General features: G+C 58.9%; 9 protein-coding genes and 1 pseudogene. 8 read left to right on the top strand and 2 right to left on the bottom strand.

What is annotated here, in order from left to right; all coding sequences use genetic code 11:
• Positions 1-174: 174 nt before the first annotated feature.
• Entirely contained in the window at positions 175-549 is a 375-nt protein-coding gene (locus KI237_RS16220) for a response regulator transcription factor (protein WP_212796108.1), read from the bottom strand.
• Between the two features lie 358 nt (positions 550-907).
• Here KI237_RS16220 and KI237_RS16215 point away from each other — a divergent pair, with 358 nt between their 5' ends.
• From KI237_RS16215 to KI237_RS16190, 6 genes are all read left to right on the top strand, one after another.
• On the top strand, positions 908-6,388 hold the full coding sequence (locus KI237_RS16215; protein WP_212796107.1) for a trifunctional serine/threonine-protein kinase/ATP-binding protein/sensor histidine kinase: 5,481 nt from the start codon (positions 908-910) through the stop codon (positions 6,386-6,388).
• A gap of 134 nt (positions 6,389-6,522) precedes the next feature.
• Positions 6,523-7,116: a lecithin retinol acyltransferase family protein gene (locus KI237_RS16210; RefSeq protein WP_212796106.1), complete on the top strand. Its 594-nt coding sequence runs from the start codon at positions 6,523-6,525 to the stop codon at positions 7,114-7,116.
• Positions 7,117-7,196: 80 nt separating this feature from the next.
• A complete protein-coding gene (locus KI237_RS16205) occupies positions 7,197-7,847 on the top strand; it encodes a response regulator transcription factor (RefSeq protein WP_212796105.1) in 651 nt (216 codons plus the stop codon).
• A 122-nt stretch (positions 7,848-7,969) separates the two neighbouring features.
• Positions 7,970-9,232, top strand: a complete 1,263-nt coding sequence (locus tag KI237_RS16200) for a serine hydrolase domain-containing protein (protein ID WP_212796104.1) — start codon at positions 7,970-7,972, stop codon at positions 9,230-9,232.
• 118 nt (positions 9,233-9,350) lie between these two features.
• A complete protein-coding gene (locus tag KI237_RS16195; RefSeq protein WP_212796103.1) occupies positions 9,351-10,688 on the top strand; it encodes an alginate export family protein in 1,338 nt (445 codons plus the stop codon).
• A 39-nt stretch (positions 10,689-10,727) separates the two neighbouring features.
• Positions 10,728-11,831: a polyamine ABC transporter substrate-binding protein gene (locus tag KI237_RS16190; protein WP_212796102.1), complete on the top strand. Its 1,104-nt coding sequence runs from the start codon at positions 10,728-10,730 to the stop codon at positions 11,829-11,831.
• Between the two features lie 51 nt (positions 11,832-11,882).
• On the opposite strand, the gene KI237_RS16185 is transcribed toward KI237_RS16190, so the two are convergent.
• Complete coding sequence (locus KI237_RS16185) at positions 11,883-12,494, bottom strand: TetR/AcrR family transcriptional regulator (RefSeq protein ID WP_212796101.1); 612 nt, start codon at positions 12,492-12,494, stop codon at positions 11,883-11,885.
• A 487-nt stretch (positions 12,495-12,981) separates the two neighbouring features.
• Here KI237_RS16185 and KI237_RS16180 point away from each other — a divergent pair.
• Both KI237_RS16180 and KI237_RS16175 read left to right on the top strand, forming a co-directional pair.
• A pseudogene (locus KI237_RS16180) lies at positions 12,982-13,199 on the top strand (hypothetical protein); the annotation flags it as partial.
• 523 nt (positions 13,200-13,722) lie between these two features.
• Entirely contained in the window at positions 13,723-14,973 is a 1,251-nt protein-coding gene (locus KI237_RS16175) for an iron-containing redox enzyme family protein (protein ID WP_212796100.1), read from the top strand.
• Positions 14,974-15,034: the final 61 nt, after the last annotated feature.

Here is a 15,034-nt window from a genome sequence, read left to right as displayed (position 1 = left end):
GGGGGCAGTGGGGGGATTGAAGTGCCGTGGCGAGGGGGGCTTGCGTTCTGTAGGTGCTGGCGAAGTTTGCGGTCTGTTGATCTTTGGCTTGAGCTTCAGGTGTGTTTGGAGAGATCGCAGCCTCGTTGCACTCGACAGCTCCTACACAGCTCCTGCACAGCACTTACATAGCCTCTACTGGCGCAGGGCCGTCTCGACGCAGTCCAGCAGTCTGTCGGCATCACAGGGTTTAGGAAGGCAGGCGACCAGCCTCGGTATGTGGACACCGAGGTCCGGGTAAGCGGTGATGAAGATGGTGGGGATACGAAAGCCCATGGCACCGAGCTGTTGATGCAGCTCTACGCCACTCATGCCCGGCATGTGGATATCGGAAATCAGGCAGTGCGTGCTTGGCGGGGCATTGGCGTCCAGGAATTCGATGGCACTGCAATAGGTTCGAACCTTGTAACCACTGGAGCGCAACAGGCTATCCAGGGCTGTCCGAACGGATTCGTCATCGTCAACCACGGCGATAGTCGTCGCATTGCTTATCTGGCTGGCTTGCGTCATGGGGGTCGCTCGTAACAGCGCCTGTCGTGACTACACGATACGCGGTCCCGCAAGGCGCAGAAGTATACCTATGTATAGCGCCCTAAGACCAAAGGGTTGACCCCGGGTATCAAGTACGGTGCCAGGTCAGGAAAAAACTGTGAAGGGCTTTCGTGAGGCGCTAATCTAGAGGTCGCAACACGACCCGTCCTGGATCCCGGCACACGCTTGACCCTCAGGCATCCAGCGCAGCCACGGATGTCGCCTCTGGGCGACGACATCGGCAAATACGACATGACACTGGACGACAGCCGACGGCAAGTGCGGCGCAATAGAAAAATAATGTTCCTGTGCCGATGGATAGCCGATGGATAACAGCATGCAAATATTATGGGACGATGGCGAGCGTATCTTCTGTCGGGAACCGCGCTCGGGTTTGCACGGCGCTGACACGGTCCTGGTGGCTCGGCCTTCCACTGGACAGCCTCGTCCCGGCTGCCTTGACCGGCTCGCCCATGAGTTCGGCCTGAAGGACGAGCTCGATGGCGCGTGGTCGGTGCTACCGCTCGAGATGGTGCGCGAAGGAGCCCAGGTGCACTTGGTGCTCGAGGATCCTGGCGGCGTGCCGCTCGTGCAACTGCTGATCGCGCCGATGGAAGCGGCGATGTTCTTGCGCCTTGCGGTGAGCATTGCCGTGGCGCTGGGCAAGCTGCACCAGCGCAGCATCGTCCACAAGGACATCAAGCCCAGCCACATCCTGGTCAACTGCGCTGATGGACAAGCCCGGCTCACTGGGTTCGGCCTTGCCTCACGCCTGCCGCGGGAGCGACAGGCGCCCGAGACCCTTGCGGGGACGCTCGCCTATATGGCACCCGAGCAGACCGGCAGGATGAATCGCTCGATCGACTCGCGCAGTGACCTCTATTCCTTCGGCATCACCCTGTACCAGATGTTGACCGGCTCCCTGCCGTTCACGGCAACCGACCCGATAGAGTGGGTCCACTGCCATATCGCAAAACAACCTTCGCCGCCCAGTGTGCGGGTCGAGACCATTCCCCAGATGCTGTCCCGGATTGTCATGAAGCTGCTCGCCAAGACCGCTGAGGACCGATACCAAACGGCGGCGAGCGTTGAACATGACCTGCGCCGATGCCTGGCAGACTGGACGCAATCGGGGCACATCGATGCCTTTGTGCTGGGTGAACAGGGCACCTCCGACCGGCTGTTGATTCCCGAGAAGCTCTACGGTCGTGAGCACGAGGTCGAGATGCTGGTCACGGCGTTCGCTCGGGTGGTCGAAACCAGCGCGCCGGAGTTGGTCCTGGTGACGGGCTACTCCGGTATCGGCAAGTCCTCGGTGGTCAATGAATTGCACAAGGCCCTGGTTCCGCCGAGGGGACTTTTCGCCAGCGGCAAGTTCGACCAGTACCGGCGCGACGTTCCTTATTCGACCCTGGTGCAGGCGTTCCAGAGCCTGGTGCGCACACTGCTGGGCAAGAGCGACACGGAACTGACGAGTTGGCGCGATGCATTGCTGCAGGCGCTGGACGCCAATGCACGGCTCATGACGGATCTCATTCCCGAACTCAAGCTCATCATCGGCGAGCCGCCACCGGTCCTGGCGCTTGACCCGCAACAGGAGCAACGTCGCTTCCTGCTGGTGTTCAGTCGCTTCATCGGTGTGTTCGCCCGCGCGGACCATCCGCTGGCCCTGTTTCTCGATGACCTGCAGTGGCTGGACGCGGCAACGCTCGACCTGCTGGAGCACCTGCTGACCAGCTCCGATGTGCGGCACCTGATGCTGGTGGGCGCCTACCGCAGCAACGAGGTGGATGCCACGCACCCGTTGACGGGCAAGCTCAAGGCCATTCGGAACGCGGGAGGCAGGATCAGGGAGATCACCCTGGCGCCCCTCGCCAAGGTGCACATCGAGCAGTTGATCGCCGAAGCCCTGCATGATGTCCACGATCGCATCGAGCCGCTGGCGCAACTGGTGCTGGACAAGACCGCGGGCAATCCGTTTTTCGTGATTCAGTTCCTGCAGGCCCTCGCTGAGGAGCGGTTGCTGACCTTCGACCACGAGGCGCGGCAATGGTGGTGGGATCCGGCGCGCATTCATGCCAAGGGCTACACCGATAACGTCGTTGACCTGATGGTGGGCAAGCTGGTCCGCTTGCCGGCCGACACGCAGCAGGCACTGCAACAAATGGCTTGCCTGGGCAACGTGGCCGGGCTCAAGGCGCTCTCCACCGTCCTGGACATACCCGCGCCCCAGGTCCGGACGGTCATGTGGGCGGCAATCCGCCAAGAGCTGATCGATCGGCTGGACGATGCCTATGGCTTCGTTCACGATCGCATTCATGAGGCGGCCTACTCGCTGATTCCCCTGGCTGCGCGTGCCGAGACCCACCTGCGCATCGGACGGCTGCTCGCGGCGCAAACGGGTGCGCAAGCGCTTGAAGAGGCGATTTTTGAAATCGCCGGCCAGCTCAATCGCGGCGCCGCATTGCTCGATGATCAGGCTGAGCGCGAGCAACTGGCTGAGTACAACCTGATGGCTGGCCAGCGGGCCAAGGCCTCGACGGCCTATGCTTCGGCACTCAATTACCTGGCCAGCGGTACGCAGTTGCTGGACGAAGAGTGCTGGACGCGTCGGCATGAATTGATTTTCGCGCTGGAATTGAACCGCGCTGAATGCGAGTTCCTCACCGGACAACTCGACGCCGCAGACGAACGCCTGAAGGCCTTGGCTGATCGCGCCGTGACGGTGATCGAACGGGCCAACGTCGCGTGCCTGCTGATGGATGCCTACCTGCTCCTGGATCGCAGTGATGGTGCGGTGGCTGTCTGTCTCGACTATTTGCATCATGTGGGGATCGAATGGTCGGCCCATCCGAGCGACGACGATGTGCGTCACGAATACGAGCGCATCGGCGAACTGCTGGGAGAGCGGGCAATCGAAGACCTCATCGATCTGCCGTTGATGGAGGACGCGACGTCCCTGGCGACGCTCAACGCGCTGGGCAAGCTCTTTGCCCCGGCCTTGCAGAGCGAAGCAAACCTGGCGGACCTGTTGATCTGCAAGGCGGTCACCCTGAGCCTGGAGCAGGGCAACTGCGATGCGTCCTGCGTGCTGTATGCGAATCTGTTCCGGGTTGCGGGCCGGCGGTTCGGTGACTACCAGATGGGGTTTCGATTCGGCCAGCTCGGTTGCGAGCTCATTGAAAAACGGGGCCTGCGGCGATTCGAGGCGAGCACCTATCTGTGCTTTTCATGCTTTGCCGTGCGCTGGATGAAGCCCGTGGGCCAATGCCGGGACCTGTTGCGCCGTTCGTTTGCCGCAGCGAACCGGATCGGCGACCTGCCGTATGGGGCCTATGCCGGCAACAACCTCACCGCCGACCTGCTTTTCGCGGGAGAGCCGTTGATCGATGTACAAGGCGAAGCCGAGCGGGGCCTGGCGTATGCCAGGCAGGTGCACTTCGGGTTGGTCACGGATTTTATCATTGTGCAGTTGGCGCTGATCCGGATGCTTCGGGGCGTGACACTGACCTTCGGTTGCCTGGACGACGGCCAATTAAATGAGCCGGCCATCGAAAACCACCTGTCCGGCAATCCGGACCTGGTGCTGGCTGAATGTTTGTACTGGGTCCGGAAACTACAGGCCCGCTACCTGGCCGACGATCCTGAAGCAGCGCTGGTGGCGGCCGTCAAGGCGCAGCATCTGCTCTGGGTTTGCCAGTCGTTCTTCGAGGAAGCCGAATACCATTTCTATAGCGCTCTGGCGCGGGCCGCCTGCTGCGACGGAGCCTCGGTGGAGGAGCGTGAGCGTTATCGGGTTGCGATGACGGTCGATCACCGTCAGCTCCAGACGTGGGCGCAACAGTGTCCGGAGAACTTCGCCAGCCGCGCCGCCTTGGTCGGTGCCGAGATTGCCCGTGTCGAAGGGCGGATCATCGACGCCGAGTTGCTCTATGAACACGCCATCCAAGCGTCGCAGGACAGCGGTTTCGTCCATATCGAGGCGTTGGCCAATGAGCTCGCGGCGCGCTTCTACGCCGCGCGAGGCTTGGGCAAAATCTCCCGCGTCTATCTCCAGGATGCCCGTTACGCCTACCAGCGCTGGGGCGCCGACGGCAAGGTGCAACAGCTGGAGAATACGTACCCGTCGCTGAGGACCGAGGCGGCTGTGCCCGGTCCAACGACGACGATGACGACACCGGTCGAGCACCTGGATATTGCTACCGTGCTCAAGGTCTCCGAGGCAGTGTCGGGTGAAATCGTGCTGGATAAACTGATCGACATGGTCATGTGTACGGCGATCGAGCAGGCCGGTGCTGAACGCGGGTTATTGATCCTGTCGAACGACGGCGAGCACCGTGTCGCGGCGCAGGTGACCACCGGCAACCCCGCCACGCAGATTCACAATGCCCCGGTGAGCGCGGCGCTGTTGCCGGAGTCCATTCTCTATCACGTACTGCGCACCGGGGAGAGCGTTTTTCTTGCCGATGCCCTGATCGCAGCGCCGTTTGCCGCAGACCCGTATATCCGCCAACAGCGCGCCCGCTCGATCCTCTGTGTGCCGTTGCTGAACCAGGCCAGGCTTGTCGGCGCGCTCTACCTCGAAAACAACCTGGCCGCCCACGTGTTCAGCCCGACCCGGATCGCCGTGTTGAAACTGTTGGCTTCCCGTGCGGCCATCTCGTTGGAGAATGCCCGGCTGTACCGCGAGGTCGCCCAGCGCGAAGCCAGGATCCGACGCCTGGTAGACGCCAATGTCATCGGGATTCTGTTTTGGAATGCCGAGGGTGACATCATCGAAGCCAACGATGCCTTTCTGCGCATGGTGGGCTACGAGCGCGAGGATCTGGCCTTGGGCCGCCTGGGCTGGCGGGACCTGACCGTGCCGCAGTTCCGGGAGCTGAGCGAGCGTTCCTTGGCCCAGGCGCTACTCACCGGGCACGCTCGGCCTTACGAAAAGGAATATTTGCGCAAGGACGGCAGCCACCTGCCGGTCATCGTCGGTTTGGCGCTGTTCGAGGCCAACAGCAGGGAAGGGGTGGCCTTTGTGCTGGACTTGACCGAGCGCCGGCAGGCGGAAGAAAAAATCCGCGAGAGCGAGCGACGTTATCGCGAGGTGCAAACCGAGCTGGCCCACGCCAACCGCGTCGCAACCATGGGGCAGTTGGTGGCCTCGATCGCCCATGAAGTCAACCAGCCGATTGCCGCCACCATCCTCAATGCCGATGCCGCACTGCGTTGGTTGAATACCCAGCCACCCGAGATTGACGAAGTCCGCCAGACCCTGGGGCGCCTCATCTTCGACGCCAATCGGGCGGCGGACGTGCTGGGCCGGATCCGCGGGCATATTCGCAAGGCGCCACCGCAAAAAGGCCCGGTGGACATCAACGTTGCCATCGGTGAAATGATCGAGTTCACCCGTGGCCAGATCATCAAGAGTGGTGTCTCGATCCAGACGCAACTGGCTGACGGTTTGCCGCTCATCGAGGGCGACCGTGTCGAACTGCAACAGGTGCTGCTCAACTTGATCATGAATGCGCTCGAGGCGATGAGCAGCGTCAACGAAGGCGAGCGGCAGTTGCGTGTCTGCGCAACGTTGGCGCAGGCGGGTTGGGTGCAGGTGAGTGTGAGCGATTCTGGGCCGGGGTTCGCCTCGGAAAACTTCGATCAGGTGTTCACCTCGTTCTACACCACCAAGCCCACCGGGCTGGGCCTGGGGTTATCGATCTGTCGTTCGATCATCGAGTCCCACGGCGGCTGCTTGAGGGCCTGCGCCAATGAACCCCATGGCGCCAGCGTTCAGTTCACCTTGCCCGTCGTAGGGCAAACGCATTCATGAGGGCTCGACAGCGTTCGATTCATACTTAGGTTTAAAGGCTGCATATCAATAGATCACCGGCTCCACTCCCATGTACAAATGCAACGCCGCGACCCTGGCGATAGATTGGCTTCAAGGGTTGCGGAGTGTGAGCCATGATCGATTTAACCCACCGGGCAATGGATGGACTGTCTTCGCTTCGTTCGATAGCGCTGATTTTAATCGCGCTTGTCACGACGAGTGCGTTCTATCGCCTGGGTATGCCGATGCTGGACGGGCAGGTGTGCGCAGCGGGCCGCAGCCATGGCCTGACTGATATTGCCTTGAAGTGGGTGCATGTCGAACAGCCCGGGGACACGTTGCCGATAGGCGCGCACCTGATCAGCCCTCGCGGATTCTACTTGCATCACGGGATCTACCTGGGCGGCGAGAAAGTCGCTCACTACTCCGGGTTCAGCGGCGCGCTGATGTCCGGTCCCATCGAAGTGATCGACCTTGAGCATTTCGCCCACGGCAAACCCGTCTGGATCGCACAGGAACCGTATGAATACACCAACGATGAAGTCGTCAGGCGGGCGCGTTCAAGGCTCGGTGAGAATCGATACCGGATCCTGTCCAACAACTGCGAGCACTTTTGTAACTGGTGCATCAGCGGAAAGCATTACAGTGCCCAGGTCCAAGCTTACTTCCAGCGCCCCCGTTATCTTTTCGCTTTGATTTCGACGCTGGAGTCCCGTCTGATTGCCTGATCCTGGCCAGGGTAGCGGTCATGCGGAACGAGGTCACTGTGCTACAATTTTTTTCGTTTTACTCGTCGGAAGGGTCGTGAATGAACGGTAATTCTTCATCCAATGAACCGGGTTTAAAAGGTTCTATCGTGTTCGTGGTGGATGACGATGCCTCTATACGCGATGCATTGAGTAACCTGCTGCGCTCGGTCGGAATCCGCGTCGAGACATTCGCCTCCACGGCGGAATTTCTCCTGCAACCAAAGACCGATTGCCCCAGCTGCCTGGTCCTCGATGTACGACTGCAAGGCGCCAGTGGCCTCGACTTCCAGACGCAATTGGTGAAGTCGAATTCGAACATCCCGATCATTTTTATCACCGGCCACGGCGACATCGAGATGTCGGTCAAGGCGATGAAGGCCGGTGCCGTGGATTTCCTGGCCAAACCGTTCCGTGAGCAAAACCTGCTGGACGCGGTATCCGCCGCGCTTGAGGCGGATGTCCGGCGTCGGCAGGTCGAGCAACAGTATTGCGATTTGTATGCCCGCTACCAGACACTCACCGTCCGGGAAAAAGAGGTCATGGGCTTTGCGGCCACTGGACTGATGAACAAGCAGATCGCCGGGCAAATGAACTTGAGCGAAATCACCGTGAAGATCCATCGCGCCCATGCCATGAAAAAGATGTGCGCCAAGTCGTTTGCGGATCTGGTCCGAATGGCCGAAGCGTTGGGCGCAGGGCAAAGTCGCTGAGTGTTCACTGATGAAAAACTTAAAATGATGCCGGTAAAAAGTTTTATTGACTAAAAAATTACATCGGGTAATTATTCTCCTGCATCTGCTTTCACGCAGAGTCATTCCGCAGGGGCAACCCAATGAACCAGAACACCGTGCCTTCACTGGCCAGTCTTTACGTCGAGACTCACGAATCGCCATTTGACGCACGCCTGGCGCCTTCACTCATGCAAGGCTTTCCCGCCGAACCCCACCGACGTGTCACCTGGCACAACTGGATGAGCCCGCCGTTTAACCAATGGGGTTTCCGCAACCTGGCGCGCTTGCGTCCTTCTATCGACGTGCAGGCCGGCAGCGGGCCGGTCAGCGCGTTCAAGCAGGCACTCCAGCCGCTGGATGAGCTGCACTTCGACAGCGAGTGTGGCTTGAGCATCAGCGTGATCGACCACCTGATCGCCAGCCAGACCGATGCTTTCATGGTCCTAAAGGGCGACACCGTATTGTTTGAGCGCTACTTCAATGGCCAGCGCCCACAGGACCGGCACATCATGTTTTCGGTGACCAAGTCGCTGATCGGTGCCCTGGGCGAGCAATTGGTCTGCGAAGGCCTGCTGGACCCTGCGTTGACGGCCACGCATTACGTACCGGAACTGGCGGGCAGCGCGTTTGCCGATGCGACCGTGCGCCAGTTGTTCGACATGGCCGTGGCCGTCGATTACAGCGAGGTCTATGAGGATCCGGATTCAGAGAGTTCCCAATACGGTTACGCCTGCGGTTTCCAGCCGGCACCCGCGCAGTACGCGACCTTCGAATCCCTGTATCAGTACTTGCCCTCACTGAGGAAGCGCGGCAGTCACGGCGGCTTTTTCCATTACGTGACGGCCACCACCGAGGCGTTGGCCTGGGTCATGGAACGGGCGTCAGGCAAGGCCTGTCATCAGTTGTTGCAAGAGATCTGGAGCCAGTTGGGCTGTGAGCGTGACGGCTACTTCCTGGCGGATCCCTGGGGACGCAGCGTCGCGGGTGCCGGTTTCAGTGCGACCTTGCGTGACATGGCGCGCTTCGGTCGCCTGCTCGCCAACGATGGCCGCCAGGGTGGGACACAACTGCTCTCGGCCGAGGCGCTGGCCGGTATCGCCGCCGGAGCCGACCCCGCGATCTACGCGGCATCCCCCGACTTTTCGAGCTGGACCCCAGGTGCGTCCTACCGCAGCCAATGGTATGTCTTCAACGACCACAGTCAGGCGCTCATGGCGGGTGGCATCCATGGTCAATACCTGTTCATCGACAAACCGTCCGGCGTGGTGATCGTCAAGCAGTCGTCCCTGGGCGAAGCCGTCAGCCCATTCGACGGTGACAGCGTGCGCATGTTGCGGGCCATTGCGGCGCAACTGACGCCCTGACTTCATCCGATAAACACAACAATTTTACGTTCCGCTCACCTGGCCCAACCAGGTGTTGGCGCGGGTTTGCGCCGCCATTTACTGCCCTGTAACAACAATAATCACACAGGAGCTCCCTATGGTTTCCATGATGCGTTTGTCCCGAACGTTCTTCGTGCTCGGGTTACCCTTGACCGCCCAGGTTGCTTGGGCGGGCTACACCTTCGAGGAGGGCAACCTCAAGGGCGAGGTCAACTTCAGTGCCGGTGGTGCAATCCTTTCTACGCGCAACGTCAACTTTGGCGGCGGTGTGGTGGACATGCGCAGCGGCAAGAATCGCGGCACGAAAATCGACTGGCAGGAGTTCTACGTCAAGCCGGGCGTCAAGTTGGAATACGCCGTGCAGCCGGATTTCAGCCTGCTGGCCGGCGGTTCCCTGGTGGGGGCGACCACCCTCGGTGATGGCGATGCCGGCGGCTTCACCCGCAGTTCCGACGGCAAGCTGTCGACCGAAGCGTTCTATGGTGGTTTCCGGGCCGGGGAGTGGACGGTCACGGGTGGTCGCCAGAATTACATGATCGGCAACGGTTTCATCGTGATGGATGGCAACCTCGATCAGTTGAACGACGGCGCCTATTGGCTCGCCCCGCGTACTGCCTTCAAGGATTCTGCGATTGTCGCCTGGGATCATGGCGCGTTGAAGGTCCAGGGCTTCAGCCTGGGCACCGACAGCGACCTGGGTGACTTTCGCATGAGCGGTGTGAACCTGGACTACAACCTCGACGACCAGGTGGTGCTGGGCGCCACCGCGTTGAAGGTCAAGGCCATGGGGCCCAAGGGCAGCACGTTGCCGCGTCGCCGCGATGGCATGTTGGTGTACAACGTCAGGGCGTTGAACGCCAGGCTCCCGGGCATCGCGGACCTGACCCTGAGTGCCGAATATGCCTTGGAGCGAGGCAGCGGCGAAGGCGTGGACTACGACGCCAAGGCCTGGTACGGCCAGGCGGATTACACCTTCAGCACGCTGCCATTGACCCCGGTGATGGGCTACCGCTACGCGAGCTTTTCCGGCGACGACAACCTTACGGACAACCAACAGAAAGCCTGGGATCCGTTGAGCAAGGGCTTCGTCGACTGGAGCACCTGGTTGATCGGTGATGTCGTTGGCAACTACCTGATGTTCAACAGCAACGAAAACGTCCAGCAGTTCTCACTCAAGACCCACCTCAACGAAACCCTTACGCTCGGTGCGATCCACTACCAGTTCTGGCTGGACGAAAAAAACTACATGGGCACCGCTGTCAGCGACAAACGGTTTGCCGACGAGAGTGTCGTCTTCCTGGATTGGGCGCCTTCGAAATCGTTGTCCACCTCGCTGTCCTATAACTGGGTCAAGCCCATGGCAGCGGCCAAACAAGTCTTCGGCGACGATCAGAAGTTCAGCGCGCTGGAACTCTACTTCACCTACCGCTATTAAGTGCCGCGAGCCTTCGCGGCCGCGCTGGAGTGTTTGATCATGAGCCTGTTTTTGCGTAACACCTTGCTGGGCGCTGTCGTTTCGATGCTGGTCAGTGGCGTGAGCCTGGCCGAAGAGCGAACGGTGCGAATCTACAACTGGATCGAGTACCTGCCGCCAGAAATCCTCAAGAGTTTCCAGGAGGAAACCGGCATTCGTCCCATCTACGACGTCTTCGACAGCGTCGAGACCTTGGAGTCCAAACTCCTGACCGGCAACTCCGGGTATGACGTGGTCTACCCGAGCAGTTCCAACGTCAGTCACCTGATTGCCGCCGGTGCCGTCCAACCCCTGGACCGCAGCCAATTACCGAACTGGCAGCATCTGGATCCCGAATTCATGAAGTCCCTGGAAACGGTGGGCGATCCGGGTAACCGCTATGCGGCGCCGTACCTGTGGGGCACGACCCTGATCGGCTACAACGTCGACAAGGTGCGGCAGGTGCTGGGTGCCGATGTGCAAATGAACACCTGGGACATCCTTTTCAAGGAAGAGAACATGGCCAAGCTGGCCAGTTGTGGCGTCGGTCTGCTCGACGCCGCCAACGAGATCGTGCCCATCGCCTTGCACCATGAAGGGCTCGATCCCAACAGCCAGAAGCGTGAGGACTACGCAAAGGCGCAGGCGGCCATACTCAAGGTTCGGCCGTACATCACCTACTTCAATTCGTCGCGCTATGGCATGGACCTGGCCAACGGCGAGATCTGTGTCGGAGTGGGTTGGTCCGGCGGGGTGGCCCTGGCCAAACGACTGGCCGAAGACGCAGGGAAGGGGGTCAAGGTGGAAATGGCGTTGCCCAAGGAGGGCGCGCCGATGTGGTCGGACGTCATGATGGTGCCCACCAACGCCCCTCATACCCAAGAAGCCTACGCGTTCATCAACTACATCTTGCGTCCCGACGTCATTGCCCGGATCAGCAACAAGATTGGTTACCCCAACCCGAACAAGGAAGCCACGGCGCTGGTCAATGCCGATATTCGCAACAACCCCGCCATGTATGTGTCTGACGAGGCGCGCAAGACCCTGTTCGCGTTGGAACCAGTGCCGGCGGCGGTGGAGCGGATCCGCACCCGCACCTGGACCAGCATCAAGACGCATCGCTGATCAACGCGGCCCGGCGTTGCCGCGCCGGGTCCGTATCGGTAGGTTTTTCGCTCAGGCGCGCATGCCCAGGAAGAGCAATTCGGTGATACGCCGGACCTGGGTGGAGTGTGCCTCGATGTCTGGCTGTTCCTGGTTGACCAGCCTGAACAGCTGCAAGTGCGAATAGTCGTTCAACAGGAAGGCGGCGAGGTCGACGTCGAGGTCGGCGCGCAGCTTTCCGGCCTGTTGCAATTCCCTGAGCAGCCCACTGATTTCGGCCCTGAGCGCATCGTTCATGGCCCGATAACCCTCGGGCAGCCCGTTGTCGCCGCCAAATAGAATCAGCGGCAGCAACTCGCGCCAAAGGCTCGGGTGCATGACCTCCAGCGCGTAACCGGTCAACAGCCGCTCCAGATAACACAGGGCTTGGACCGGGTCTTCGATTTCCGGGATCTGGCTGCGGGTGTCCGTGAGTGCGCGCTGGTCGGCGTCGTGCAGGATCTCCAGGATGATCTCCTGCTTGTTGCCGAAGTACTTGAAGACGGTAGGCGCCGATACGCCGGCCTGGCTGGCGATCTGCTCGATGGTGGTGTTCTGGAAACCCTGGCGCTCGAACAGTTCGACCGCCGCCTTGCTGATGGCTTGGCGGCGTTCGGCTTTTTGACGTTCACGCAGTCCGCTCACGGGAGGTCCTTGTCGTTTGAAAAAATGGGTTGAAGGCCTGACGCACTATCCTCTGTGGGAGCGAGCTTGCTCGCGATAGCGGTGTCTCAGTCGACTTCGATGTGACTGATCCATAGCCATCGCGAGCAAGCTCGCTCCCACAGGGCCGGGTGTAGGTATGCAAAATACTTAACCCAGTAAATTTTTTAAAGGACTTATTACACTCCCGCCCCGCGGAGGCTTGGCTGAATGCCGCGATCCAGACGCCTGGCGTGAGGCAAAACGCCATGCCCTACTTGGCGAAATCAGGCACAGGGATGGCGCGTTCAGGTAACTGACTCGGGAGGGAAGGCAGGTAACGTGGCGCGACTTTTCACCGCAAGTGCGCACGTTCGCCCAGGGTGGATCAACCCGATCAAGCGGTAGCGCTTCCAGGAGGGGCGGGAATACCAGAAACACCGACTGTCCCTGCGCGCGACTCAATGTTCGATCACAAGAGAATAAAAAAATGACCAGCCCCAGCTTCAAGGACTCGAACGGCCATTTGGCACAGGGCTTCAAGCCTCCTCACGTCACCATGCTGTCCATTGCCGAGATCATCGGCGCAGGTTTGTTTGTGGGGTAGTGTCTGGTGACTCCCGTCGTCGCGTTGGCCGCCGGTCATGTCCTTAACCAATGGTTCCCGCCGTCGATGCCTGGCTGTTCGCCTCGGTGTCGATTGTTCTGCAGGCTGGCGTGTACAAAAAAAATACTTTGGTCTTGTCGGGTGTAAAATATTTTTTACCGTGCCTGGCATCAGTAACTTTTTACTAAGCCTTGAAAGTGTTGGTTTTTTTTAAAAATCATGCCCTGGGTTTCGTCGAGGCATAAAAGTTGTGAGAATAATATTGAACATCTGTTTGCCGCTTTTGACGTTGACAGCGACATTTTTGCGACTATAAGATTGGATCCAGGAAAAGTTATTCAAGGATTGAATTAAATGCACTTCTACTCCTCTCCGCACGCCTCAATCTTTCCTGTTGTTCTTAACTATCTGCGCGGCGTCCTGCTGCTCCCGACTTTGTACTTTCGTACCTTATTTGCTCGCGAGGCAGCCGGCTTCTGCTGCTTCACGCCCTCATTTCTATCGAGGCTTGGTTCCTGACTCGATAAAAATAGTTCACCTAAAAGAAATAAAATAGTCGATTAAATAAACGCTTGTGCCAGCCTCTTGGTGCAGGGGTAATAACGCCTAATTGAAAGGGATTCTATGAAATTTTTGGATGGCTCCATTCGCCTTGATTACCAACTTCCCAATGGGCAGTCAGTCAAGCTTGACCTGGCCACGGAGGAGTTGCTGGGTGTCCGCATGAATAAAAATGTGAAGCGTCTGATCGGTTGTTATGAACAAGACATGCTTTTTCTGAATAAAGAAATTGATGGGGATATCCAACAGCATCTTGATGAGCGATACGGTCGGGACAAAAGTAAGAAAGCGCTGGACGAATTGCGAACGCTTGAGGCTGTTGTGTTTGCGCCAGTCAGTGCACAGTTGGATAAGGTTGATTTCTCCGTCTCGGCCGAACAGTTGAAGACATTTTTTGGTATTCACTTGGATGACGAGTTCGCTCGCCTGAAGAGTGGCGACTTCGATCCGACGCTCTCCTATATTCTCAACGACCCTAACTCCCAGGGGCTGATGAGGAGCTTGCTGACCCAGTTCTCGATTGAGTTTCTTATTGAGGGGGCGCCGATGGGCCTGTACGCAACTGGCGCGTTTGGCACCCTGCAGTCCCATCTGCTGCGGGTGTATCAAGATGAAATGGGTAATGGTGTGCCGGAAGACAAGCACAGCCACCTGTACGAAAAAACCATGCTTGATCTGGGCCTGAGCGATACGCCGGATGCGTATCAGGACCATTTCCTCACCAGCAACATGTTGGTTTCGGCCTACACGTACCAAATCTGCCACGATAAGAGTAAGTTCTTGCGTTACCTCGGTGCTTTTTTCCGTAACGAAGCCTGTTTTATCGTCTGGCAAAAACAACTGGGGGAATCGGTTCGCGAGATATACCGAGGGAAAGTGGATTGTCATTATTTCGATGTTCACACTTCGGTCGACCAAGCCCATGGTCGCTGGGTGCTTGATAATCTGATTGGCCATGCGCTGGATCGCTTCGGTAATGACGCCGCGCCTCATATTTTGCGTGGTTTTGTGGAGTTGATGATCTATCAAGATATTTTCGGCCTTGAACTTGATCATCAAATACTTAATGGTACCGTTGCCGAGCCTATCGCTGCGGCGAATTCAAGCCTTTCCCTTTTCAATCGAGTGGCCCCTGGCGCGACGGAGCATCTTTTTTCGGCCCGGGAACTTATTATCGACCTTCAAGGTGACAGCAAGATTTTTCTCACCGATCCTCTGGTCGCGAGCCCTTCAGCCGAGTCCGGGCTAATCCGTCTTCCACCGTTTACTGCTGCCCATATAAAAGCCGGGAGCGACGGCGCGCGTTATAACTAATATCAATAATGCGGTTGGGTTGCAGACCGGTCGCTTACTCGCCGATGCCAGATGATTAGAA

Origin of the sequence: Pseudomonas sp. St316 (assembly GCF_018325905.1) — a bacterium.
In the GTDB taxonomy this organism is placed as follows: Bacteria; Pseudomonadota; Gammaproteobacteria; order Pseudomonadales; family Pseudomonadaceae; genus Aquipseudomonas.
This window is presented reverse-complemented; position numbering and strand designations above follow the sequence as displayed.

Coding starts and splice junctions, on each gene's coding strand:
- KI237_RS16220 (WP_212796108.1), bottom strand. CDS start 549: ATGACGCAAGCCAGCCAGATAAGCAATGCGACGACTATCGCCGTGGTT.
- KI237_RS16215 (WP_212796107.1), top strand. CDS start 908: ATGCAAATATTATGGGACGATGGCGAGCGTATCTTCTGTCGGGAACCG.
- KI237_RS16210 (WP_212796106.1), top strand. CDS start 6,523: ATGATCGATTTAACCCACCGGGCAATGGATGGACTGTCTTCGCTTCGT.
- KI237_RS16205 (WP_212796105.1), top strand. CDS start 7,197: ATGAACGGTAATTCTTCATCCAATGAACCGGGTTTAAAAGGTTCTATC.
- KI237_RS16200 (WP_212796104.1), top strand. CDS start 7,970: ATGAACCAGAACACCGTGCCTTCACTGGCCAGTCTTTACGTCGAGACT.
- KI237_RS16195 (WP_212796103.1), top strand. CDS start 9,351: ATGGTTTCCATGATGCGTTTGTCCCGAACGTTCTTCGTGCTCGGGTTA.
- KI237_RS16190 (WP_212796102.1), top strand. CDS start 10,728: ATGAGCCTGTTTTTGCGTAACACCTTGCTGGGCGCTGTCGTTTCGATG.
- KI237_RS16175 (WP_212796100.1), top strand. CDS start 13,723: ATGAAATTTTTGGATGGCTCCATTCGCCTTGATTACCAACTTCCCAAT.